Source organism: Streptomyces sp. NPDC031426 (genome assembly GCF_055581585.1).
Map to the genome: position 1 here is coordinate 62,319 of NZ_JBVIJE010000028.1, position 24,088 is coordinate 86,406.

The 24,088-nt window shown below is 71.0% G+C and carries 20 protein-coding genes and 1 pseudogene; 9 read left to right on the forward strand and 12 right to left on the reverse strand.

Going from position 1 to position 24,088, the window contains the following annotated elements; all coding sequences use genetic code 11:
- The first annotated feature begins 14 nt into the window (after positions 1-14).
- Complete coding sequence (locus ACZ5NH_RS36935; RefSeq protein ID WP_388631830.1) at positions 15-1,172, forward strand: acyl-CoA dehydrogenase family protein; 1,158 nt, start codon at positions 15-17, stop codon at positions 1,170-1,172.
- 163 nt (positions 1,173-1,335) lie between these two features.
- Positions 1,336-1,698 (forward strand): four-helix bundle copper-binding protein, encoded by a 363-nt coding sequence (locus ACZ5NH_RS36940; protein ID WP_388631828.1) that lies wholly within the window; start codon positions 1,336-1,338, stop codon positions 1,696-1,698.
- Positions 1,699-1,756: 58 nt separating this feature from the next.
- Here ACZ5NH_RS36940 and ACZ5NH_RS36945 read toward each other — a convergent pair whose 3' ends face one another.
- Positions 1,757-1,915: a hypothetical protein gene (locus ACZ5NH_RS36945; RefSeq protein ID WP_468781602.1), complete on the reverse strand. Its 159-nt coding sequence runs from the start codon at positions 1,913-1,915 to the stop codon at positions 1,757-1,759.
- Positions 1,916-2,143: 228 nt separating this feature from the next.
- Positions 2,144-2,720: pseudogene (locus ACZ5NH_RS36950) on the reverse strand (ABC transporter ATP-binding protein).
- A gap of 836 nt (positions 2,721-3,556) precedes the next feature.
- On the opposite strand from ACZ5NH_RS36950, the gene ACZ5NH_RS36955 reads away from it, so the two are divergent.
- A complete protein-coding gene (locus tag ACZ5NH_RS36955) occupies positions 3,557-4,027 on the forward strand; it encodes a DUF2690 domain-containing protein (RefSeq protein WP_468781604.1) in 471 nt (156 codons plus the stop codon).
- Positions 4,028-4,138: 111 nt separating this feature from the next.
- Here the strand turns inward: ACZ5NH_RS36955 and ACZ5NH_RS36960 are convergent, their stop codons facing one another.
- Positions 4,139-5,764, reverse strand: coding sequence for an LCP family protein (locus ACZ5NH_RS36960; RefSeq protein WP_468781606.1), 1,626 nt, complete (start codon positions 5,762-5,764; stop codon positions 4,139-4,141).
- Between the two features lie 619 nt (positions 5,765-6,383).
- Positions 6,384-7,706, reverse strand: coding sequence for an LCP family protein (locus ACZ5NH_RS36965; protein ID WP_468781608.1), 1,323 nt, complete (start codon positions 7,704-7,706; stop codon positions 6,384-6,386).
- Between the two features lie 119 nt (positions 7,707-7,825).
- Between ACZ5NH_RS36965 and ACZ5NH_RS36970 the strand changes: the two genes are divergently transcribed.
- On the forward strand, positions 7,826-8,386 hold the full coding sequence (locus ACZ5NH_RS36970; protein ID WP_388631812.1) for an acyl-CoA thioesterase: 561 nt from the start codon (positions 7,826-7,828) through the stop codon (positions 8,384-8,386).
- Positions 8,387-8,475: 89 nt separating this feature from the next.
- The gene (locus ACZ5NH_RS36975; protein ID WP_468781610.1) at positions 8,476-8,937 is read left to right on the forward strand and encodes a hypothetical protein; all 462 of its coding nucleotides are present in this window, start codon (positions 8,476-8,478) and stop codon (positions 8,935-8,937) included.
- On the opposite strand, the gene ACZ5NH_RS36980 is transcribed toward ACZ5NH_RS36975, so the two are convergent.
- A complete protein-coding gene (locus tag ACZ5NH_RS36980) occupies positions 8,934-10,445 on the reverse strand; it encodes an LCP family protein (RefSeq protein ID WP_468781612.1) in 1,512 nt (503 codons plus the stop codon). The two genes, ACZ5NH_RS36975 and ACZ5NH_RS36980, sit on opposite strands and share 4 nt — an antisense overlap.
- A gap of 128 nt (positions 10,446-10,573) precedes the next feature.
- Between ACZ5NH_RS36980 and ACZ5NH_RS36985 the strand changes: the two genes are divergently transcribed.
- A complete protein-coding gene (locus tag ACZ5NH_RS36985) occupies positions 10,574-11,602 on the forward strand; it encodes a glycosyltransferase family 2 protein (RefSeq protein WP_468781615.1) in 1,029 nt (342 codons plus the stop codon).
- Positions 11,603-11,719: 117 nt separating this feature from the next.
- On the opposite strand, the gene ACZ5NH_RS36990 is transcribed toward ACZ5NH_RS36985, so the two are convergent.
- The 3 genes from ACZ5NH_RS36990 to ACZ5NH_RS37000 all read right to left on the reverse strand — a co-directional run bounded on the left by ACZ5NH_RS36990 (position 11,720) and on the right by ACZ5NH_RS37000 (position 15,785).
- Complete coding sequence (locus ACZ5NH_RS36990; RefSeq protein ID WP_468781617.1) at positions 11,720-13,480, reverse strand: LCP family protein; 1,761 nt, start codon at positions 13,478-13,480, stop codon at positions 11,720-11,722.
- A gap of 230 nt (positions 13,481-13,710) precedes the next feature.
- Positions 13,711-14,892 (reverse strand): LCP family protein, encoded by a 1,182-nt coding sequence (locus ACZ5NH_RS36995; protein WP_468781619.1) that lies wholly within the window; start codon positions 14,890-14,892, stop codon positions 13,711-13,713.
- Positions 14,893-15,029: 137 nt separating this feature from the next.
- Entirely contained in the window at positions 15,030-15,785 is a 756-nt protein-coding gene (locus ACZ5NH_RS37000) for a TIGR03089 family protein (protein WP_468781621.1), read from the reverse strand.
- A 140-nt stretch (positions 15,786-15,925) separates the two neighbouring features.
- Between ACZ5NH_RS37000 and ACZ5NH_RS37005 the strand changes: the two genes are divergently transcribed.
- The gene (locus tag ACZ5NH_RS37005; RefSeq protein WP_468781623.1) at positions 15,926-17,296 is read left to right on the forward strand and encodes a peptidoglycan recognition protein family protein; all 1,371 of its coding nucleotides are present in this window, start codon (positions 15,926-15,928) and stop codon (positions 17,294-17,296) included.
- A 185-nt stretch (positions 17,297-17,481) separates the two neighbouring features.
- Complete coding sequence (manB, locus tag ACZ5NH_RS37010; protein ID WP_468781625.1) at positions 17,482-18,564, forward strand: mannose-1-phosphate guanylyltransferase; 1,083 nt, start codon at positions 17,482-17,484, stop codon at positions 18,562-18,564.
- A 553-nt stretch (positions 18,565-19,117) separates the two neighbouring features.
- Here the strand turns inward: manB and ACZ5NH_RS37015 are convergent.
- The 4 genes from ACZ5NH_RS37015 to ACZ5NH_RS37030 all read right to left on the reverse strand — a co-directional run bounded on the left by ACZ5NH_RS37015 (position 19,118) and on the right by ACZ5NH_RS37030 (position 23,017).
- Positions 19,118-20,137, reverse strand: a complete 1,020-nt coding sequence (locus tag ACZ5NH_RS37015) for a DNA-3-methyladenine glycosylase family protein (protein ID WP_468781627.1) — start codon at positions 20,135-20,137, stop codon at positions 19,118-19,120.
- Between the two features lie 88 nt (positions 20,138-20,225).
- A complete protein-coding gene (locus tag ACZ5NH_RS37020) occupies positions 20,226-21,533 on the reverse strand; it encodes a coenzyme F420-0:L-glutamate ligase (protein WP_468781629.1) in 1,308 nt (435 codons plus the stop codon).
- Entirely contained in the window at positions 21,530-22,489 is a 960-nt protein-coding gene (gene cofD / locus ACZ5NH_RS37025) for a 2-phospho-L-lactate transferase (RefSeq protein WP_388631789.1), read from the reverse strand. Before cofD ends, ACZ5NH_RS37020 begins: the two co-directional genes overlap by 4 nt.
- 33 nt (positions 22,490-22,522) lie before the next feature.
- A complete protein-coding gene (locus ACZ5NH_RS37030; RefSeq protein WP_468781632.1) occupies positions 22,523-23,017 on the reverse strand; it encodes a cysteine dioxygenase in 495 nt (164 codons plus the stop codon).
- Between the two features lie 622 nt (positions 23,018-23,639).
- Here ACZ5NH_RS37030 and ACZ5NH_RS37035 point away from each other — a divergent pair.
- Entirely contained in the window at positions 23,640-23,903 is a 264-nt protein-coding gene (locus ACZ5NH_RS37035; RefSeq protein WP_003975777.1) for a WhiB family transcriptional regulator, read from the forward strand.
- Positions 23,904-24,088: the final 185 nt, after the last annotated feature.

The following is a 24,088-nucleotide window of genomic DNA, read 5'->3' on the forward strand; positions in this document are numbered from 1 at the left end:
GAGCGTGAGAGACCGTGGCCGGATCGGCTGACTTCGACCTGTACCGCCCGTCGGAGGAGCACGACATGCTCCGCGACGCCGTCCGTTCCCTGGTCGAGGCGAAGATCGCGCCGTACGCCGCGGCGGTGGACGAGGAGGCCCGCTTCCCGCAGGAGGCCCTCGACGCCCTCGTCGCCAATGACCTGCACGCGGTGCACGTCCCCGAGGAGTACGGCGGCGCCGGCGCCGACGCGCTCGCCACGGTGATCGTGATCGAGGAGGTGGCTCGCGCCTGCGTGTCCTCCTCCCTCATCCCCGCCGTGAACAAGCTCGGCTCCCTCCCGGTGATCCTCTCCGGCGGCGAGGAGCTGAAGAAGAAGTACCTGACCCCGCTCGCCAAGGGCGACGGGATGTTCTCGTACTGCCTCTCCGAGCCGGAGGCGGGCTCGGACGCGGCCGGCATGAAGACCAAGGCAGTCCGCGACGGCGACCACTGGATCCTCAACGGCGTGAAGCGCTGGATCACCAACGCGGGCGTGAGCGAGTACTACACGGTGATGGCGGTCACGGACCCGGCCAAGCGCTCCAAGGGCATCTCCGCCTTCGTCGTCGAGAAGTCGGACGAGGGCGTCTCCTTCGGTGCTCCTGAGAAGAAGCTCGGCATCAAGGGCTCCCCGACCCGCGAGGTCTACTTCGACAACGTCCGCATCCCCGCCGACCGCATGATCGGCGAGGAGGGCACCGGCTTCATGACGGCCATGAAGACCCTGGACCACACCCGCATCACCATCGCCGCCCAGGCGCTCGGTGTGGCGCAGGGCGCCTTCGACTACGCCAAGGGCTATGTCCAGGAGCGCAAGCAGTTCGGCAAGCCGATCGCCGACTTCCAGGGCATCCAGTTCATGCTCGCCGACATGTCGATGAAGATCTCGGCGGCCCGCGCCCTCACCTACCAGGCCGCGGCCGCCTCCGAGCGCGGCGACGCCGACCTCACCTACCTGGGCGCCGCCGCCAAGTGCTTCGCCTCGGACGTCGCGATGGAGGTCACCACCGACGCCGTCCAGCTCCTCGGCGGCTACGGCTACACCCGCGACTACCCGGTGGAGCGCATGATGCGCGATGCCAAGATCACCCAGATATACGAAGGCACGAATCAGGTCCAGCGGATCGTCATGGCCCGCAACCTGCCCTAGCGGTAAGGATCTTCGGGTCTGTTCGGAAAGGCGCCCTCCGGGGCGCCTTTCTGCTGCCGCGCCGCACCTTACGACCGGTCGGTCACATGCGCGCGGGGCCGGGGCGACGTAGGACGGAAGCATACGGGGTCTGCCCCGGGCCCCCGCCCTCCGAGGAGGAGCCATGACCCAGTCCCAGATGATGCCGGCGCTCACCCAGCAGATGCAGGAGTGCGTCGAGGCCTGCATGAACTGCCACAGCGTCTGCGAGGAGACCATGAGCTCCTGCATGCAGAAGGGCGGCCAGCAGCAGATGCAGGTCATGCGTGCCCTGATGGACTGCTCCGAGATGACCCGCATGTGCGCCGACATGATGATGCGCCGTTCACCCATGTCCGCCGAGATGTGCACGCTCTGCGCCAAGGTGTGCGAGATGTGCGCCGAGGCGTGTATGTCCATGCGCGACGACCAGCAGATGATGCGCTGTGCGGAGGCGTGTCGCCGCTGTTCGGAGACCTGCCGTGCGATGGCGGGCGCCGGCATGTGAGCCTCGCCGCCGAGAGCCGGAAAGGGGCGAGGGCACCCGGAAGGGTGCCCTCGGACGGTCACTGCCGCAGCGCCTCCAGCGGCTCGATGCGGGCCGCCCGCAGCGCGGGGTAGAGGCCCAACGGCAGGGCGACGACGGAGCCCACGAGCGGGGCGGGCAGGACGGTCATCGGGTCCACGATGGCGGTCCAGGGCTGCCCCAGGGCGACGGTGACCACCGTGCACACCCCGATCGCCGTGCCGATCAGTCCGCCGAGTGTGCCGAGCGAAGGCGCCCACGCCGAGCACCGTGCCCAGCGTCGTGAGCACCGAGCGGCCGGGCCGCTGCACCAGGCCGGCGAGGGACTCGGCGAACATGTCGCGCACGAGCAGCCGGGACGGGGGCGCCGGCGACGGTCGCCGGTCCCGCCCGGCCCGCCGGACCACCGCTGTGAACCGGCCCCCGGTCACGCGGCCGCCCGCCGGTCGGTGTCGGTGAGGATCCGGCCGTCGCGGATGGTCAGCACGCGCCGGGCCCGTTCGGCCACGGCGGGGTCGTGGGTGATGACCACGACGGTGAGTCCCGCCGCGTGGAGTTCTTCGAGCAGGTTCATCACGTGCGCCGAGGTCGCGGAGTCGAGGTTGCCGGTGGGTTCGTCACAGAGGATCAGTTCGGGTCGGTTGACCAACGCCCGCGCCACGGCGACGCTTTGGCGTTCGCCACCGGACAGGGTGGGCGGCAGCGCGTCCAGCCGGTGACCGAGGCCCACGGTGCGCAGCGCCGCGACGGCCCGGTCGGTGCGGGCGCCGCGGTCGGTCGTGACGTACAGCTGGGCCAGGGCCGCGTTCGGTGGCCGTACGGTGCGCCAGCAGGTGGAGGGACTGGAAGACGAAACCGACCCGGCGGCCGCGCAGCGCCGTGCGTTCGTGCTTCCGGAGGGCGGAGACATCGGTGCCGCTGAACTCGTAGCGGCCGGCCGTGGGCCGGTCCAGCTTGCCGATCGGATTGAGCAGGGTGGACTTTCCCGAACCGGAGGGGCCCATCACGGCGACGAAGTGGCCGCGCTCGACGTCGAGGTCGGTGGGGTGCAGGGCGTGCACGGCGACGGCGCCCGGGTAGGTCTTGGCGACCCCACGCAACCGGATCACGGGCGGGGCGGCGGTCGGCTCGCTCACCGGCCGACCACCACGCGGTCGCCCGCCTTCAGCCGCGCCGAGCCGACCGGTGTGACCTGCACCTTGCCGTCCGCCGACACGCCCACGAGGACCCGTACCCGGTGCTCGAGCCGTCGGGGCGCACCACGGTGACGCTGGTACGGGCGTCCGCACCGGCGTTGATGGCCGCTTCGGGGACGGAGAGAACCGCTCCGGTCGTGGCGGCGGACGTGATGGTCATCCGTACGTTCTGTCCGTCGAGCCGGTTGTCCCAGGTCCCGGTGCGCGTCACCTGCACCGGCAGATAGCAGATAGGGGATGCCGCCGTTGGCGGTGGCGCCCGAGCCCTGGGCCGACACGCGGTCGGCGGAGTCGCCGGCCGGCTGGGAGCCGGTCCTGTCGCATGTGAAATGGCGGCAACCCGAGTTGGCGCCGCGGTTGATCACGGTTGTTGATGTCCGTCAATCTCCACATCCGTGAACGGCCGTTGCCCGTCCTGTGGACGGCTATAGCGTTTGCCGTGGGCATGGCCATAGGTCATGATCTTCCGGTCGATCCTGTGATCGACCTGTGGGGACTGACGGGGGATACGCGATGACCGGGCGCAGGCTGCGCGACCACGGAAGCTGACCACCGCGGCTCTCAGCACCACAGCTCTTCCCGACTACGACTGTCCGAGCGGCTTGATGCGCCGGCCGGTCTCCCGGCATGCGCAGGAGAAAGTCATGAACCTGAAGAAGCGAGCCCTCGCTCGCACCGCCGTCGTGTTCGGCGGCGTCGCCCTGTCCGTCATCGCCGCCACCGGTGGCGCGCAGGCGTACACCAACGACGGCACCAGCCCGGCGTCCACCGGCTGCGCCGACGACGGGACCACGGTCGAGTCCGCGCCGATGACGAACAGCGCCGGCACCCACGGCACCATCGAGCTGCGCCACAGCCTGACCTGTCACACGGCCTGGGCCCGGCTCACCCTCAAGAACCCGCAGGGTGCGTGCGGAAACGCCTCCGCCGGGTACGCCTGCTCGGTCGCGACCGTCACCCGCAACAACGACGGACGCACCTACAGCTGCACCATCACGCAGGGTCAGACCCAGTGCTACACCCCGCAGGTGTACGACAAGGGCATGACGTCCTACGCCACGGGCTACATGGACAGCGTCAGCGGTGAGATGCGGATACGCACCGCCGCGTACTGATCACCGCCGCGCAGCACGCCTACGGGGCCGCAACTCCTCGCGGAGTCGCGGCCCCGTCGTCGTACGCGCGGCCTGTGCGGTGACCGAGGCTGCCCGGTCATCGCGCCTTCCTCACCAGGTGAAGCCCTTCTGGACGCTCATGCACGCGTCCTTTTTGTCGCCGGGGAGCACGGCCGCCGTGGACGGCGCCTTCGTCGGCTTGGTGGGCGCCGTGTACGCGGTGCCGGTGCGCCAGTCGGCGCCCACGACCAGCGTGACGCCGGAGACGTCGGTCGACTTGCGCACCTGCTTGAGCGGGATCCCGAGTGCCTTGGCCACCGCCTCGGCGTCCCCTTCGAGGTCGGCGCTGGGATACAGGACGGTGGTCCTGGCCTCCGAGGCCGGCGTGGTGTCCGCCGTGGCCTGGGTGAACCCCTTGCCCTGCAGGATCTGGACGACCCCGCTCGCCCGCTGGGGCGTGGGGGCCGCGTCGTTCGATCCGGTGCCGTTGCGGACCTGCACCGCGATCTTGCCGTCCGGGTCCGTGGGGGTCTTCGGCTGCTCCACGGTCTTGTGCTTCACGCCGCGTCCGTCCAGCGGGGTGTCGTCGCGGACCATGGAGATGAGCTGGTCCGCGTCCCCGGGCGCGGGCACGAGCCGGGCACGGTTCTGCGACCACTCCACGGTCGGCAGCGTCGTCATCGTGATGCGCTTGGTGGGGACCTTCTTGAACTCCTCGGACAGGTCGTACAGCTTCGCGATCGTCCCCAGGCCCTCGTCGACCTTGAGGGCCTTCGTCGCGGTCTCCGCCAGACCGCGCATCGCGCCGGGGTTGGTCAGCGTCGCGTTCTTGCGCAGCTGGCGCACCATCGCGCTCATGTACATGTGCTGGGCGTGGGTACGGCCGAGGTCGCTGCCGTCCTCGAAGCCGTAGCGAGTGCGCAGCCACTGCAGGGCCTGCTCGCCCTTGACGTACGTCGTCCCCGCCTTCAGCTTCAGGCCGGAGCCGTGCCCGTCGGAGGTGTGCGACCAGACGTTCTGCTTGACGCAGACCGGGACGCCGCCGATGGCGTCCGCCATGTCGACCACGCCGGAGAAGTCGACCATCATGAAGTGGTCGATGTGGATGTTGGTGAGGCTCTGCCAGGTGGCGACTGTGCAGCCGGGGCCGCCGCGGGCCAGCGACTCGTTGGACATGGCCAGGGAGAGCGCCGGGTACTTGTGGCCGTCGTGCGGGTCGGTGCACCTGGGGATCGGGATCATCGTGTCGCGGGGCAGGCTGACCACGGACATGTTGGTGCGGTCGGCCGACACATGCACCAGCATCTGCACGTCCGCGAGGCCCGCGCGGCCCACATCCCCCTTGGACCCGCCGAGTTGGAGGTCCTTCGCGCTGTTCCGGCTGTCCGAGCCGATCAGCAGGACGTTCAGCGGCGTCTGGCCGGCCGCGTTCGGGGTCGCCTCGGGCACGTCCGAGTCGCCCAGGTTCAGCTTGTCCTTCTGGATGTTGGCGTTGAGATGCTCGTAGTAGAGGTAACCCGCGGCGGCGGTGCCGAGTATGACGACCGCCAGGGTCAACGCCGACCAGCGCAGTATCCGGCGTTTGGGGCGCGGTGATCCGGGCTCCGTGCGACCTTCGTGGCCACGGTTGCGCCGACGGTCACGGCGCCCGCCCTCCGGCTCGCCCTCCGCATCGGTTTCACCGGTGTGCCGAGCACGCGGTACCGCCCCCTCCTGGTCCACGCTGCTGCGTGTCATCTCCTGCCCTCCCGCCCTCGGCACCCTTACACCGCGGCTTCGTTGCGCGCCCACCGCCCTCCGCGGAGGCGTACGGCGCCCTTGTCGTTTGTGTGTCGGTCGTGTGCCGTGGTGACCGGGCACAGTCCGAAGCGCGGGGCCGGCCCCGGCCCGTGCCGTGGCGCCGCCGCGCTCAGTTAGACGCAGAACCGGGCCCTTGCGTCACGAGGCGCATGTGTCTTCGCCGGCGGACGCCGAAAGGCCCGGGAGCGCCGCGAGTTCACGCACCTGCCCCATCGGGCCGGGAGGGTGCTTCGCCCGGCCCGTGCCGGTCGCCGCGGTGTTCCGCCGGACCGACGCGGCGCTGCCGTCACCCCGTCCACGGCCTTGTGTGTCCACGGTCGCTTCGTCCTCCGCCGGGCCGCGCGACGAGTCGCCCCCCAAGCCCCTCGCTACAGTCGGTCGAACGGCGTACGACGGCGCGGTCGTTCCGCGCCGGATCGCACACACTGTCCACACAGTTCAGCGGCTGGACACGGCGTTGACAAACCCCGGACTCGCACATCCGGTCGATTCGTCCGGTATCGGCGGAATGAACAGCGCGCCTTGATCGATGCTTTACCCCGCCGTGGACGAGTGCCTAGTTGCCGGAGACGGTGACCTTCTGGTCGTTGTTCAGCTCGTTCACCAGCGTCTTGACCTTGGCCTTGTCCCAGACGAGGTTGCCGCCGGCGGAGCCGGAGATCGGCATGTTCATGGACGTGCCGTCACCGCCCTGGACGCCCTTCATCGCCCAGAACATCGAGCCCAGGTCCCACAGCGACATGTCCTTGTCGACGATCAGGGAGTCCAGGCCCGCACCCATGGTCGGGTAGAACTTGAAGGGGTTCAGGACCGTTCCCGGCGTGGCCACCTGGTGGGCCAGGGCCGACAGGAACTTCTGCTGGTTCTTGGTGCGCTGCAGGTCGGAGGCGGCGAACGCGTGCCGGGTGCGGACGAAGGCGAGGGCCTGCTGGCCGTTCAGCGTCTGCTTGCCGGCCTTGAAGTCGGCGCCGGACCACTTGTCCTTGAAGCCCTTGTCGATGTTGATCTCGACACCGCCGACCGCGTCCACGATGTTGGCGAAGCCCTGGAAGCCGATCTCGACGTAGTGGTCGATGTGCAGACCGGTGTTGTACTCGATCGTGCGGACCAGCAGCGTCGGGCCGTCGTACGCGTACGCCGCGTTCAGCTTGTTCTGGCCCATGGCGGGGCGGATCTTGCCGGACGTGGAGCCCTGGAACGACGGGATCGCGACGTTCGAGTCGCGCGGCAGCGAGATCAGCGTGTCGCCGTTGTCGCCGACGTGCAGGATCATCATCGAGTCCGTGCGCTTGCCCTCGGCGGCGCCGGTGTGCAGCTTCTTCTCGTCCGCCTTGGACATGCCCTCACGGCTGTCCGAGCCGACGATCAGGTAGTTGGTGCCGGCGCCCGACGCCGGCCGGTCGATGACCTTGGACAGGTCGACCTCGCGGCGCAGCTTGGAGTCGGCCCAGAAGTAGGTCGCGACGGATGTGACGACCAGCACGGTCGCCAGCGTGATCACGGTCCACTTGATCCGGCGCCGCCAGTTCGGGCGCGGCCGGTACCGGTCGATTTCCGGGTCCGCGTCGTTGTCGTTGGGCACGAAACCGCCGGGTCGCCCACCGCCGCCGTACACCTGCCCGGTGTTGTAGCCGCTGTCGTAACCGGCGCCGTCGTCGTATCCCTGGCCGTCGACGTACGTCGGCTGCTGCGGGACTCCGGCCCCGTACGGCGGCGCCGCCGGGCCAGGGTCGCCGTAGGAGCGCTGCCCGGGCGGTACCGCCGGGCCGCGCCGCACCTGACGCATGACGCGGGCGCTCTCCGGCTGTGCGCCGGCACTGCCGCGTCCGTAGCGCGGGCCGCGGTTGTCGTCGGACCATCCCTCGGGCCAGTCATTCATGCGCCCCAGTGTGCAGGGCCTCGGTGTGAGGCTTACAAGGGCTGTCGGAAAATAACAGCGCCGCTGTTGCGAAGCCGACACAAAATCCGCGATTGTCACTTCGGCATAAGGTGGAGGGCATGACAGACCAGGCCACGGACGCGGAACCGGACATCGAACCGGATATCCCGGGCAAGCCGACATCCGCCTCGCGCACCACCCTCAGCCACATCATGACCCATAACGACACCAACCTGCTGGGGACGGTGCACGGCGGGGTGATCATGAAGCTCGTCGACGACGCGGCGGGCGCCGTGGCGGGCCGGCACTCCGGCGGTCCCGCCGTGACGGCCTCCATGGACGAGATGGCCTTCCTGGAGCCGGTCCGCGTCGGTGATCTGGTCCATGTGAAGGCACAGGTGAACTGGACCGGCCGCACCTCCATGGAGGTCGGCGTCCGGGTCCTCGCCGAGCGCTGGAACGAGTCGGCCCCGCCCACCCAGGTCGGCTCCGCCTATCTGGTCTTCGCGGCCGTCGACGCCGACGGCAAGCCGCGCAGGGTGCCACCGGTGATCCCGGAGACCGACCGGGACCGCCGCCGCTACCAGGAGGCGCAGATCCGCCGCACCCACCGCCTGGCCCGCCGCCGGGCCATTCGCGAGCTGCGCGAGAAGCGTGCGGCCGAGGGCTTCGAGGACTAGCAACTTCCGCCTTTTTCAGGGGGGTTGTAGGAGAGTGGGAAAGGTCACGGCCGTCCGCTGTCGGTGATCCGTGCGGATATCGTGATGGCGTGCACACGTCAGGCCTGGATCGCGGCGACGGCTTCGACCCCGCTGACCAGTGGGTGCGCAACCCGCACACGGGCGAGTACGAGCTGCGGCCGACCCCGCCCGCCGGCCGGCCGGAGGTGCCGGGGCCCCGGTCGGCACCGGATGGGGCGGGGGAGTCCCGGGGGCCCGGCCCTCGCCGCACGGCGGGCCGAGCCGGCAGCCGTGCCGGCGGCCGTGCCCGGCGCGGGACCGGAAAGAAGGCCGGCCGGAAGTCCCTCGGAAAAAGGGTTCTGCTGTGGACCAGTGGCACGCTCGCCTTCGTGGCCGACCTCATGGGGCTGCCGGCCGCCGCGCTGGAACCGGGCCGGAGCGAGACCAACGACCAGGGACTCCCGGCGATCGCGCTGCGGCTCGGCGCCGACTTCCGGGGCGCGGGCATCCCCTCACACGGCCGACCAGGTCAAGTGCGCCTCGTGGGCTAGACGCCCGAGCACACCACCTCGCTGCCGCGCACGGTTGTCTGCTGCGGCTGGGCGGGGTCCTCGAAGTGCACCCGGTGCACGTCCTTGAAGTCCGCCCCGGCGACCACCTTCAGCAGCGGGCCCTGGCCCGGTACGGCGCGCAGCCCGGCCCCCGGCAGGGCGGCAGCCAGGGCGCGGGCCGAGCGGTCCCAGCGGGGGTCGTAGGAGATGACGGTGTGCGGCACGCGGGCGGCCGTCACCGGTTGGTGCGTCGCGGCGAAGCCGGTCGCCGCGAGCGCCGCGTCGAGGCGTTTGCCGAGGCCGGCGGTGCCCGTGCCGTTCGCCACCTGCACCCGGACCTGTCCGGGGTCCACGTCGATGGTGGCAGGAGGCGGCACGTGCGCCTGAGCGCGGTGCGGGTGCGGGGGCGGGGCCACGGTGAGCGGCTTGTCGTCGCGCAGGGCGGCGAACAGCTGGTCCGCCTTGGCCTGGTCCCACTTCAGGGTCGAGCCGATGCCCTTGACGCCGTAGTTCACCTGCCCGATGGGCACGGTGGTGAACTCGGAGGAGGAGGGGGAGAAGTTCCGCATGGCCCGGCCCAGGTCGAGCAGCTCGTCGGTGCCGAAGCCCTCGTCGGCGCGGACCGAGCCGAGCACCGCGCGGGACACGTCCCGGAACCGCATCGGGTCCAGCAGCATCCCGGAGGAGGTGGCCCGCTCGATCAGCGCGGCCAGGAACCGCTGCTGCCGCTTCATCCGGCCCAGGTCGCTCGTCGCGTCGACGTGCCGGGCCCGCACGTACTGCAGCGCCTGCCCGCCGTTCAGGGTGTGCGTGCCGGGGCTGAGGTCGAGCCCGCTGTACGCGTCCTTCAGCGGGGTCGGCGTGCACACCGTCACTCCGCCGAGGACGTCCACCGTCTTCATGAAGCTGGTGAAGTCGACCTCCAGATAGTGGTCGATCTTCACATGGGTCATGCTCTCGACCGTGCGCACGGTCAGCTGGGGGCCGCCCTCGGAGTAGGCGGCGTTGAGCTTGATCGGATGCGCCGGGTGCTGCTTCCCGGTCGCCGGGTCGGCACTCGCGGGCACCTCGGCGTAGGAGTCGCGCGGCAGGCTCACCACGGTGGCCCGCTCCCGGTTCTCCGAGATGTGCACGATCATCATCGTGTCCGTGCAGTGGCAGGGCGCCCCGCCCAGCCGGTACGCCCGCCGCTCCCGCTCCGTGATCTTGTCGCGGCCGTCGGTGCCGACCAGCAGGATGTTCATGCCGTGGCCCGCGAGTGGCCGGTTCTTCATGTCCTTGAAGGCGTCGACCCGGGAGATCCCCGCGTCCAGGCTGCTGATCACCGCGTGCCCGATCCCGGCGGAGGCGAGCACGACGACGGACAGCGTGCTCACCGCCCGCATGGCCCAGCGGGGCCGCCGTGGCGGCCGTACCGACCGCACGGGCCGCTGCTGCGGGCGCGGCACACGGCGGGGCGGCTGCGGTCGGCGCTGCGGACGCGCGGGGGACCGGGGCGGGCTTGCCAAGGGGGACACCTCCGGACGACGCCGTACGTGGGATCCGTGAGCACGGTAGGCCGATACGATCTCCAGCCCGGTCCCACGCCCCGGCGGCGCGCACCGGTGTCCCCCGTTCGCGGTAACGTGAGCCCCCTATGAACGCCAAGCCCGACGTGCGGCTCCCCGCTGTTTCCGTGATCATGCCGGTCCTCGACGAGGAGCGGCATCTGCGCGGGGCCGTCGAAGCGATCCTCGCGCAGGAGTACGCCGGCGAGATGGAGGTCGTGATCGCCCTCGGTCCGTCCACGGACCGCACGGACGAGATCGCGGCCCAGCTCGTGGCGGAGGACGCGCGTGTGCACACCGTCCCGAATCCGACCGGCCGCACCCCCGCGGCGCTGAACGCTGCGATCAAGGCCTCCCGGCACCCGATCGTGGTCCGCGTCGACGGCCACGGCATGCTCTCGCCGAACTACATCGCCACCGCGGTCCGGCTCCTGGAGGAGACCGGCGCGCAGAACGTCGGCGGCATCATGCACGCCGAGGGCGAGAACGACTGGGAGCACGCCGTCGCCGCCGCGATGACCTCGAGGATCGGGGTCGGCAACGCCGCCTTCCACACGGGCGGCGAGGCCGGGCCCGCCGAGACCGTCTACCTCGGTGTCTTCCGCCGCGAGGCCCTGGAGCAGCAGGGCGGCTACAACGAGGAGTTCATCCGCGCCCAGGACTGGGAGCTGAACTTCCGCATCCGTGAGGCGGGCGGCCTGATCTGGTTCTCGCCCGAGCTCAAGGTCTCGTACCGGCCGCGCCCCTCCGTCCGGGCCCTCGCCAAGCAGTACAAGGACTACGGCCGCTGGCGGCACGTCGTGGCGCGCTACCACTCCGGCTCCATCAACCTGCGCTACCTCGCCCCGCCGACGGCCCTCTGCGCGATCGCGGCCGGAATCGCCGTCGGCGCGGTGCTCACCCCGTGGGCCCTGGTCGTCCCCGGCGGCTATCTGGCGGCGATCGTCGCGGGCTCGGTCCCGGCGGGCAAGGGACTGTCCGCGAAGGCCCGGCTGCAGATCCCGGTGGCCCTGGCCACCATGCACATGTCGTGGGGCTGGGGCTTTCTGACCAGCCCGAAGTCGCTGGCGCGCAAGGTCATCGCGTCACGGCGGCCGGCGGTTCTCGCCGCCAACTGACCTTCGTACGAAAGAGCCAGGGCCCTTCCCGTGGGGAGGGCCCTGGCTCTTTCATGCCGCTCTTTCATGCCGTCGGCGCACCGCGCCGCCGCACGGCCCGCAGCTGTGCCCGAGTGCCTAGCTGGCGCACTTGACCTCGTTCGCCGTCGACTTGTCGATCGTCGGCGCCTTGACCGGAGCGGTGAGGGACACGCCCGCGCCCTTGAAGTCCTTGCCCAGGGTGAGCGTCATCGCGGGCAGACCCTGCGAGTTGATCACGCTCTTGCCGGGCTTGAGCGCGGAGCCCGGCAGGCCCATGAGGTGGGCCAGCTCCCGTGCCTGCGCCGCCTGGTCCGGGGCGTACTCCAGCGTGGTCTTGCTCAGTGCGGCCGGTGCGTTGCCCGCGTTCTCGGACTTGAGCACGCCCTCCTTGGTCTGCAACCAGTCGAGGGTCTGCTGCGCGCTGCCGCCGACCGCACCGCCGTTGAGGACCCGCACCCGCACGTCGGAGGGCGCGGACCTGCTGCCCTTCAGGAGCGCGGCCTGCGCGTCCTTCGCCTCCTTCTGCTTCTTCTTCACCTCGGTGAAGGAGACGTCGTTCTTGATCGCGTCGAAGACCGGCGGGGCGGCACTCGGGTTGACGACGACCGTCTTGTGGTAGACGCCGTCGGCCGGGTTGTCGAGCACGGGCACGGTCACGAAGGAGATGTTCTTCGTCGGCACCTTCTTCAGCTCCAGCGCCACGTCCTTGAGCGTGCTCACCGAACCGATGCCCTTGTCGACGGTCAGCGCCTTCGTGGCCGCCTCCGCCAGACTGATCAGCTTGGTCGGGCTGGAGAGGGTGTCGCTGGAGGACATCTTGCGCATCAGCGAGGACATGAACTGCTGCTGGACCTTGATGCGGTCCAGATCGCCGTGGTTGCCCCAGCTGTGCCGGGTGCGGACGAAGGCCAGCGCCTGCTCGCCCTGGATGTTGTGCTTGCCCGCGGACAGCTTCAGATGCGAGCCCGAGTCGTTCACGGCGTGCGCCAGGCAGACGTCCACGCCGCCGACCGCGGCCGTCAGCGTCTTCACCGCGTTGAAGTCCACCATCATGAAGTGGTCGACCGTGATGCCGGTGAGCTGGTCGACCGTGCGCATGGTGCAGCCGGGGTCGCGGCCCTGCTGGCCGAGGCTGGTGTTGAAGCGGACGTTGTCGGAGCCGGGGATGACCTTGGTCGAGCCGTCGGCCTGCTTGGTCGGGCAGTCCGGCACGTTCACGATCAGGTCGCGCGGAATGCTCAGCGCGGTCGCGTTCGTCCGGTCCTTGGAGACGTGCAGCAGGATGTTGGTGTCCGCGTGCCCGACGCTGTTGGCGTCGCCGTAGCCCGTGTTGCCCTTCCCGGTCCGCTTGTCGGTGCCGATGATCAGTATGTTGAAGGCGTCGTCCTTGCTGAAGCCGCTCTTGCCCGCGCTGCCGACGTCCGTCGTGGTGACGTTGCCCTCGAGGTGCTTGAGGTAGAGATAGCCGGCGGTGCCGATGGCGACCAGCGTGAAGGCCGTCCCGCCGGCGGTCCACGCCAGCACCTTCTTCACCCTCGACTTCTTCTTCACCGGACGCCGGGCGGCCCTGCGCCCCTGCGGAGGCTCCGGCTCACCGCCCCGGCGCCGGGCCGACCGCGAGGGCGGTACGTCACCGCCGCGCGCCCGGCGCGGCTCGCGGGTCCCGCCGGGCGCCGATTCGTCACGGCGGCGCGGCGCGCCGACGCCGTCCCGGGCGGCGGGTCTACGGGGACCGGGAACCGGTGACTGCGGTGCGGAAGTGCCCAGTCGCAGTTCGTATTCACCGGTGTTCGGATTGAGCACCCACTGGTCGGCGGGATCGATGTTGTCCGCCCGCCCACGGCCTTGCGCGTCCACGGTTGTCCGAATCCTCCGTCGGGGCCACGCGGCGCCTTCCCCCTCAAAGACGCTCGGGTCTCGGTGAAACAGTGCACGACCCAGGTCGGACCTCGCGGCCAGGTGCACCGGATCGCTCACACTATCCGCCCAGTTCAGCGTCAAGCGACGCCGCTGACAAATTCCCCGTGCCTACAACTGGGCAATCCGCCGCATTTCCCGGACGTAAGTTCGGCGTTTTGATGTGCGCATTACTCACAGGTGCGTTCGGCGGCGGTGTTCCCGCGGAACGTCGGCGCGGGGGAGGGGTCGCTCTTGCCGTCGGGCCTGCCGTCCGTCCCTGTGGCCTCCTGCGGCGTCTGCCGGGCCACCGCCACGGGCTGATCGGCCCGCAGTCGCGCGAACAGTTTCTCGGCTTCCGGCTCCACGAGTTGGTCACGATTGCTGTCGTAGATGTACGACTCCCTCGGCACGGTCAGGAACTGCACCCGTTCGGCGGGGATGTCGCGCAGCCCGCGTACCAACTGGTACAAGCCACGCAGACTGGCCAGTTCCGGGTCCGTGGTCAGCGCGGAGGTCGCCGCGTCCAGCACCGGATACAGCTTCACCGGGTTCAGCAGAACGTCGTTGCTCTGCACCTTGTCCACCAGCGCGCCGAGGAACCGCTGCTGGCGTTCCATCCGTTCGGTGTCGCTTCCGTCGCCCAGCGACTTGCGGGCCCGCACGAATCCCAGCGCCTGCTCCCCGTTGAGCCTGACCTTGCCCGCGGGCAGCTTCAACAGGGCCGCCTTGTCGTCGATGGGCTCCTTCAGGCAGACCTGCACCCCGTCGACGGCGTCCACCATCTTCTTGAACCCGCTGAAGTCCACGACCACGTGATGGTCGATCCGTATGTTCGTCAGCTTCTCGACGGTCCGTATCGTGCACGCCGAACCGCCCACCTGGAAGGCGTGGTTGAACATCGCGAACACCGGCTCGCTGCGGCTGCCGTCCTGCTGCCGGCAGCCGGGGATGTCCACCATCAGATCCCTCGGCAGGGAGACGGCGGTGGCGCTGCGCCGGTTGGCGGCCAGATGCAGCAGGATCGTGGTGTCCGACCGCTCGCTGCCCAGATCCCGCCCGTACGCGGAGTTCCCTTCCCCGGCCCGCGTGTCCGACCCGATCAGCAGGATGTTCTGCGCGCCCCGCACCAGCTCCGTGGGCCGCTCCCGCTCGTACCGCTCCAGTTCGCGGGCGGCCGCGTCGTCGGCGGTGATGTTGTTGCTGAGCTTGGCGTAGACGGCCCAGCCGGCCCCGACGCCCGCCACGACGAGCGCGGCCACACCCAGCGCCGTCGCCTTCACCCACCGCCGCCGATGCCGCCGTAGGAGCCCCGTGCCGGTGGCGGAGGCCCCCAGACCGGGACCGAGGGGCTTGCCAACGGTGTCGGTCACGGGTGGGGCACCCTTTCACGGCGTACGAGCGTCACGTCCTGCTCTTACGACCATGGCGGGGGAGGGTGGGGGAAGCGCCCTTTACTAGGCCGATCGGGGGAACCGCGACTGCCCGGGGACGCGGCAAACCGCGCCTTTCAGCGGCGCACCGCCGTCACCCGCTCACTCTCGATGCGCTTGGCGAGAGCCTCCTCGTCCAGCCGGTCCAGATGCCGGCACAGCACCACGGACCCTCCGGCGGCCAGCGGCGCGTACAGCCCCGCGCTGACCCCTTCCCAGGTGTCGTACGACAGCCCGGACAGCAACCTCGATCCTGGCCCCGTCAGATCGAAGGAACGCGCATCCGCGAGCGCCCGCTCGACAACCTCGGCCCCGCTGAACTCCGCCCCCGCGACGATCAGCGCGGGATCCTCCGCATCCACCGGGGCGAACGGTACGAACCGGTCCCCCTGCCCCGGCACTTCCACGGCGTAGTCGGCGAACCCGGCCGGGGTCTGGGGAAAGCGCCCGCCGAGCGGCCGTAGCGCGAGAGCCACGCGCTCCCCGCCGCACGCCCGCGCCGCGTCCAGCGCATCCGGCCCGCTGACGGCGACGTCCGCCGCGGCCGGATCCCCGCCGAGATCCGCCACCACCCCCACCGAGGAACACGCCAGCAGCCACACCGCCGTCTGCCAGTGCGCCGGCAACAGCAGCGCGACACGGTCGCCCGGCCCGGCGGCGAGGTCGCCCTGAAGCAGATTCGCGGTCTTGGCCACCCAATTGGCGAAGGTGGCCACGGACAGTTCGACGCGTTCGCCCGTGGCGTCGTCGTAGAAGGTCACCAGCGGGCGGCCGGGGTCCGCGGCGAGCGCGGAAGCCAGCAGGTCGGCAGGGGTGCGATCGGTGGCGTTCACCCGGGAAAGGGTACGCGTGGGCGGGCGTGCGCAGCGTGCGGTGGGGCCACCGGTTCGGCGGAACGGTCTCCGACGGACCGTCAGTTCACCGTCGCCTCACCGTTGGACAGATCTGTATGAGTATGTCCAAGATCATGACCATGCGTGGATTCCTGGCTTGGTCCATCGGCGCCCGGTCGATCGCCGCCCCCTCGGTCGGCGTCGCCTGCGCCGCGGCCCTCGCGCTTCCGCTGCTGTCCCCGCCCGCGGCCGCCGCATCCGCGGCACCCGCACGAACGGCAGAGGCCGGGGTCCCGGGCAGCACCCGCTCGCTGCCCCTCGTCCCCCTCTCCCGCGAGCGGGTCCTCGGCACCGCCCCGGAGGAGGGCCTGTACCGGCCCGACGGCGAGCACTTCTCGCTGCTCGGGGTGGTCTGGGAGGACCCTGACGCCGAACTGCGCGGCCGGGTCCAGGTGCGGACGCGGTCGGCGCGGACGCGGGAGTGGTCCGGCTGGCGGGACGTCGAGACACACGACGCCGGCCACGGCGCCGACCCGGGCACGGCGGAACGGGACGCGCGACGGGTCCGCGGGGCGACCGCACCGCTGTGGGTGGGCGACTCCGACGGCGTGGACGTACGGGTCCGCGCCGCCGGCGGGGGCGTGCGGCGCGGTCGTACGGTGGAACCGACGCCCCCGCTGCCCTCCGGTCTGCACCTGGAACTCGTCGACCCCGGTGAGGAGGCGCCGCCCGGGGACGCGCCGGCCGATCCGTCCCCCACCGGTCTGGACCCGGACGCGGCAGGCGCGGCCTCGGCGGTCAACACCGACCTGGCCGACTTCGGCGCCCTGGAGATCCCGGCGCTGGGCACGCGGGCCACCGAGCGGGAACTCGCCCGCCTGCAAGGCCCGGTGGGGGGCAAGCCGTACATCGGGCCGCGCCCGCGGATCGTCACCCGGCGCGGCTGGGGCGCGGACGAGTCACTGCGCGAACCCGGTTTCGTCTACACGAAGAAGGTCAAGGCGGCCTTCGTGCACCACACGGACTCGGGCAACACGTACACGTGTGCCCAGGCCCCCTCCGTCATCCGCGGTATCTACCGCTACCACGTCACGAGCATGGGCTGGCGGGACATCGGCTACAACTTCCTCGTCGACAAGTGCGGAACCATCTACGAGGGCCGGGCCGGCGGCGTGGCGAAGGCGGTCCGCGGCGCACACATCCTCGGCTTCAACAGCGACAGCATGGGCATCGCCGTGATCGGCTCGTACGGTGCGGTGAAGCCGTCCGGGGCCGCGGTGCGGGCCGTCGCCCGGCTCACCGCGTGGAAGCTCGGTCTCTACGGGGCCGATCCACGTGGCAAGACATATCTCACGTCGGGCGGTGGCAACCTCTACCCCAAAGGTAAGAAGGTACGACTGAACGTGATCTCCGGCCATCGGGACGGATCCGCCACCGAGTGCCCCGGCAAACGGCTTTACGCCGAGCTCGGTAAGGTCCGTTCCAGCGCGGCGCGCTACCAGGGGCGCTGAGCCGGCCGGGGCGCGCGCTCGGCGCAGTCTTCGGGGGCGCGCCGCTCTCACACCGTTCTCTCACCGATCTCGTGGGAAACCGCGTGGTTGTCAAGGGCGCCGCCGCTACGGTCTGCATACACTGACCGGCCGAAACGGATGAAACGAGTAGTTCGGCCGGTCCCGGCAGGAAGCAGAGACGACAGGTGACAGAAGCGATCCTCCTGGTCGGCGGCAAAGGCACCCGGCTGCGTCCCCTCACGGTGCACACGCCCAAGCCCATGGTCCCGGCCGCCGGGGTGCCGTTCCTCACGCATCAGCTGGCGCGCGCCAAAGCGGCGGGCGTGGACCACATCGTCCTCGCCACCAGCTATCTGGCCGAGGTCTTCGAGCCGTACTTCGGCGACGGCTCCTCTCTGGGGCTGCACATCGAGTACGTGACGGAGGAGGAGCCGCTCGGCACGGGCGGCGCCATCCGCAACGTCGCCTCGCGCCTGCACTCCGGCCCCGACGAGCCCGTGCTGATCTTCAACGGCGACATCCTGACGGGCCTGGACATCGAGGCCCTGGTCGACACCCACAGGTCGACCGGAGCGGACGTCTCCCTCCACCTCACGAAGGTGACGGACCCGAGGGCCTACGGCCTCGTCCCCACGGACGAGACCGGCCGCGTCCGCGCCTTCCTGGAGAAGCCGCAGACGCCGGAGGAGATCGTCACCGACCAGATCAACGCGGGAGCGTACGTCTTCCGCCGCTCGGTCATCGACACGATCCCGCTGGGCAGGCCGGTGTCGGTGGAACGCGAGACGTTCCCGGACCTCCTCGCGGCCGGCGCCCATCTGCAGGGCATGGTCGACTCCACGTACTGGCTGGACCTCGGCACCCCGGCGGCGTTCGTCCGCGGCTCGGCCGACCTGGTCCTGGGCCGCGCCCCGTCCCCGGCGGTCCCCGGCCGCTGCGGCGACCGCCTGATCCTTCCTACGGCGACGGTGGCGCCGGACGCCAAGCTGACCGGCGGCACGGTGGTCGGCGAGGGCGCGTTCGTGGCCGAGGGGGCGCGGGTCTCCGGCTCGACCATCCTCCCGGGCGCCGTCATCGAACCCGGCGCGGTCATCACCGACTCCCTCATCGGCACGAGGGCCCGCGTCGGCGAACGCACGGTCCTCACCGGCACGGTCGTCGGCGACGGCGCGATCATCGGCGCCGACAACGAGCTCCGCGAGGGAGTACGCGTGTGGTGCGACGCCCGCATCCCGGCGGGCGCGGTGCGCTTCTCCTCCGACCAGTAACGCCTGCCGCCCGGCCCACCCTCCACGGGACCTGCGCCCCCGGACCCCGATGAGGGTTCGGGGGCGGCGAGCCGATGAGGGAACGGTGAGGGCGGTAGGGGGGTCGCGCAGCCGTCCGCTTAGCTGCGGGCAGTCGTGCCGCTGGGGCGGCACGGGTGGGCGCAGCGCGCCCTGTAAAGCGTGGGCAAGCCAAACGCCGCGTCGTCCAGCGGCAGCACCGCGCAGCGTGTAAGCGTGGGCAAGTGAAACGCCGCGTCGTCCAGCGGCAGCACCGCGCAGCGTGTAAGCGTGGGCAAGTGAAACGCCGCGTCGTCCAGCGGCAGCACCGCGCGCCCTGTAAAGCGTGGGCAAGTGAAACGCCGCGTCGTCCAGCGGCAGCACCGCGCGCCCTGTAAAGCGTGGGCAAGCCAAACGCCGCGTCGTCCAGCGGCAGCGCAGCGCGCCCTGTAAAGCGTGGGCAAGCGAAACGCCGCGTCGCCCAGCGGCAGCACCGCGCACCCTGTAAGCGTGGGCAAGCCAAACGCCGAGTCGTCCAGCGGCAGCACCGCGCAGCTCACAGCAGCCCGATGTCCACCCGAGGCATCTTCGGCGCCCTGCGCGCAGGCACGTTCCCGCTCAGCAGAATCAACCGCACCGCCCGATGCCGCTGCCCGGCATACGGCTCCAGCAAGCGCAGCATCACCGCGTCGTCGGCATGACGGTCCCCCGCCAACGCCCACCCCACGATCCCCGGCAGATGCAGATCCCCGACCGTCACCGCATCCGCCGCCCCGTGACTCCGCTGCACCACCTCCGCCGACGTCCACGGCCCCACCCCCGGCACGACCTCCAACCGCGCCTGAGCCTCGACCGCCGGCATCCCCACCGCCTGCTCCAGCCGCGCAGCGACCCGCACGGCCCGCAGAATCGTCGACGCCCGCTTGTTGTCGACCCCGGCCCGATGCCACTCCCAGGACGGAATCAGCGCCCAGGTCCGCGGCGCCGGCATCACGAACATCGGCCGTTCCGCGGCCCCCGCCGGCCCGGGCGCGCGCTCCCCGAACTTCCGCACGAGCAACCGCCACGCCCGGTACGCCTCATCCGTCGTGACCTTCTGCTCCAGCACCGAGGGGATCAAGGACTCCAGCACCAGCCCGGTCCGCGTCAGCCGCAAGCCCGGCCGCCGATGCCGCGCCAGGGCCACGACCCGGTGCCGGGGCACGAACGCCTCCGGCTCGTCTGCCGCGCCGAGCCACTCGGGCAGCCGGTCCAGCAGCCACTCCGCACCCGGCCCCCAGGCCTCGCCGAGCACCTCACCGCCGTACGCCCGCACCCGCAGCGTGCCCGGCCCGGCGGGCGTACGGCTGGCCCGCCACACGGATCCGTCCGCGGTGGCCCGGAAGGTGGGGTCGGCCGGCCCGCGCCGCAGCGGTCCGAGCACCAGCCCGAGGTCGAGCGGCCCGTCCGGCACCCAACGCCGTACCCGCGCCGGAGCGGCAGCCTGCCGCGGTATCCCGGCGGCGCCCGCGGGCACGCCGGCATGGCCGCCGCGCACGGTGGTGCGCGTGGGGCGCTGAGCGAAACGTCCTGCCACGAATGAGGTCCTGTGAAGTACTGGGGGAGCCGGTGCGTCCTTCGAGACTAGGCGGTCGTACGCGGGCCAGGGCCGCGTACGACGGAACTCACCGCACCTCTATGAACGCCCCCGCGTCCCGCTCCGGCCGCGGTCTCGGCTCCTCGGCCGGATGCCCGACGGCCACCGCGCCCATCGGCTCCCAGTCCGCGGGCAGGTCGAGCACCTCGCGCACCACGTCCCGGCAGAACATCGTGGACGACACCCACGCCGAGCCCAGCCGCTCCCCGGCCAGCGCGACCAGCAGGTTCTGCACGCCCGCGCCCATCGCGACGACGAACATCTCCCGCTCGGCGCCGTCCCGCCGCGCATCCCCGTAGTGGTGCGAGCCGTCCATGACGAGGCACGGCACCACCAGACAGGGCGCGTTGCGCAGGACGTCCCCGCGCCGCACCCGCTTGGCGATGGACTCCTCGCTCTTGCCGTCCCGGCGCAGGTCGGCGATCCAGGCCTCCCGCATCGCGTCCAGCAGCCGTACCCGCGAGTCCGCCGACTCCAGCAGCACGAACCGCCAGGGCGTGGTGTGGTGCGGGGCCGGCGCGGTCACCGCCGCGGCCACCGCGCGCCGTACCGCGCCGGCGTCCACGGGCTCGTCCGTGAACGCCCGGACCGTACGCCGCTGGGTCACCGCCTCGCGGACCGCCTCGGACGTGCCGAGCCGGAACATGTCGTCCCGCGCGGTCCGCACCAGGGCCCGCGCGCCCTCGCCGTCCTCGCGGGCCAGCACATGCGGCAGGCCGCGCACCACCGCGACCGGCCGGCCCGCCGCCTTGCCCTTGACCAGGTCGCCGGCGGCGGCCAGTTCGTCCGCCGTGGCGACGATCGTGGCGCTGAGCGGATTGCCGTGCGCGTCCGTGCCGCCACGCAGGTCGTCCAGCACGCGTACGCCGGCGGCGCCGATCGCCACGTCCGTGAGCCCCGAACGCCAGGGCCGCCCGAAGGTGTCGGTGACGACCACACCGACGTCGACGCCGAGGGCGGCGCGCAGGCCGTCGCGGATCGCGCGCGCGGACGCGTCCGGGTCCTCCGGCAGCAACAGCACGGTGCCGGCGGGGGTGTTGGAGGCGTCGACCCCGGCGGCGGCCATCACCAGGCCCTGCCGGTTCTCCACGATCCTGAGGGCGCCGCGCCGGGCCACCACCCGGACCGTCTCGGCGTCGATGGCCGCCTCCCGGTCGGCCGCCTCGACGACGCGGCCCTCCGCCTTGGAGACGATCTTGGAGGTGACGAGCAGCACATCCCCGTCGGCCAGAGCCGGCTCGGCCGTGGCGATCAGCTTGGCGAGGTCGTCGCCCGGCTGCACCTCGGGAATGCCCGACAGGGCCCGGACCGTGTACTCCGGGCGCTCCTCGCTCACGCTTCCCGCACCTCCTCGGCCAGCGCCAGCGCCTCCCGCGCCATCTGCGCGGCCGCGTCGACGTCGGTCATCATCAGCGGTACGGCCCGGCAGCGGATGCCGTCCGCCTCGACCCGCTCGACCGCGGCCGCGTCCACGGTGTCGACCAGCCAGCCGTCCAGCAGTCCGGAGCCGTAGTGCTCGGCGACCGCGGCGGCCGTCGACTCCACGCCGACCGCGGCGAGCACCTTGTCGGCCATGCCGCGCACCGGAGCGTCCCCGACGATGGGGGACAGGCCGACCACGGGCACGCCCGCGTCCGCGATGGCCTCCCGGATGCCGGGCACGGCGAGGATGGTGCCGATCGACACGACCGGGTTGGACGGCGGGAAGAGGATGACGTCCGCCTCGGCGATGGCCTCCAGCACACCCGGGGCCGGCTTGGACTGCTCGGCGCCGACCGGGACCACGGCCTCGGCGGGGACGGAGGCCCGCAGCCGTACCCAGTACTCCTGGAAGTGGACCGCCTTGCGCTCGCCGTCCACCTCCACGGCGACGTGCGTCTCGACGCGGTCGTCGGTCATCGGGATCAGCTTCACGCCCGGCTTCCAGCGGTCGCACAGCGCCTCGGTGACGGCGCTGAGCGGATAGCCCGCGCCGAGCATCTGCGTGCGCACGATGTGCGTGGCGAAGTCCCGGTCGCCGAGGCCGAACCAGTCCGGCCCGACCCCGTAGGCCGCCAGTTCCTCCTTGAGGTGGAAGGTCTCGTCGGACCGCCCCCAGCCCTGCTCCTCGTTGATGCCGCCGCCCAGCGTGTACATCACCGTGTCCAGGTCCGGGCAGACCTTCAGCCCGAAGAGGTGGATGTCGTCGCCGGTGTTGCCGATGACCGTGACGTCCGCGTCCGGTACGGCCCGCTTCAGACCGCGCAGGAACCGGGCACCACCGATGCCGCCTGCCAGAACCACAATGCGCATGGCCCAAGTGTTGCAGGCGGGTACGACAACGCGTCAGGCAGTCACCGGACGAGCCTCGCAGTGCGGGGAGGTGTGCATCGGCATCTCGGTCAGGCCGGGGTGGTACACGTGCAGACTGGCCGCCGGCTCCAGGGTGTCGTTGACGACCTCGTGGACGTACCCCGGCGCGAACACCCGCTGTGCTCCCGCCGTCAACGCGCGCGTGGCGCGATCGGTGCGCTCGGTGAGCGTGCCCTCCAGGACGGTCAGGACACCGGAGGAGCGGCCGTGGTCGTGCAGCCCGCTGCCCTGACCCGGCACCCAGGACAGCAGCCACACCTCGTAGCCGGGGCCGGTGCGCAGCCGGTGGTACCAGCGGGTCGTCGCGTCGTACCGCACGAGGTGTGCCCACTGGGAGCGGTCGGCGGCGATCCGGCGGGCGAGGCCGACGAACTCGGCAACGGTGGCCGGGTGCTCGCGCGGCGGCTGGAGCAGGTGCGGGACTTCGAGGATGTCGCCGGCGATCTGGAGGTCGTTGTCGCTGTTCATGGGTGCGGTGGTTCCTCGGTGGGAGAAGGCCGGAAGGAACGGAGAGCGGAGAAACGGAAGCCCGGTCGCTCGGGACACGGGCCTACAACTGGAGCAAGGTGTGGCTCAACAGCTGCAACAGCGACAACAGCTACAGCGGGACCGGGCAGCACCGAGGGACCCGGCGGTGCGGGTCGAGGTGAGTGCCAAGTTCGCGAGCATGCCCATTAGGACATCGGTTCACACCCGCGGTGTCAACTCGACGCCCGGTATGTGGGACGGATTTCACCCCATCCGGTGCATCTTGGAGATGAAAGGTTTGTTCACCAGGATGGCGGGACACATGGGGCACATCCGGGCGCTCAAGCCTCGCGGAACGCGATCGAACGTCAGGGCGTCCTTCTCCGTATAGATGTCCGTACGGGTTCCGGACGCCCCTCCGGGCCTCGTCTGCATGCCACGGTTTATGGCGATTTGAACACTTTCCGCACGGCCTTGGTTCCGCAGAGTGAATAACGGGCTCAATAGCAGATCTCGGCTTGACTCGCCCGGAGCAGCACACTTGTAATTTCACTCGTGTCGTTCAGCCGAAATCGGTAACGGCAACGCACACGGGGACGCGAAAGACAGACGAGGGGCGCACATGACCGAGCTGGTGCAGCAACTGCTGGTCGACGACGCGGACGAGGAACTCGGCTGGCAGGAGCGCGCGCTGTGCGCCCAGACCGACCCCGAGTCCTTCTTCCCCGAGAAGGGCGGCTCCACCAGAGAGGCGAAGAAGGTCTGCCTCGCCTGCGAGGTCCGCTCCGAGTGCCTCGAGTACGCCCTCGCCAACGACGAGCGCTTCGGCATCTGGGGCGGCCTGTCCGAGCGGGAACGCCGTCGGCTCAAGAAGGCCGCCGTCTGACCACTCCACGCACTCGTATCCACACCAGACGTCACGAACGGCCCGTCGCCGGTGGGTTATCCACAGGCGGCGGGCCGTCCTGATGGCCAGCCGATAGTGTGGTCGCTCGTCCGAGACGCCACGCTGTCCCCTTGGCCCCCCGAGAGGGCGCGGGCGTCCACCGCAGTCCATCGAACCGGGGCCCG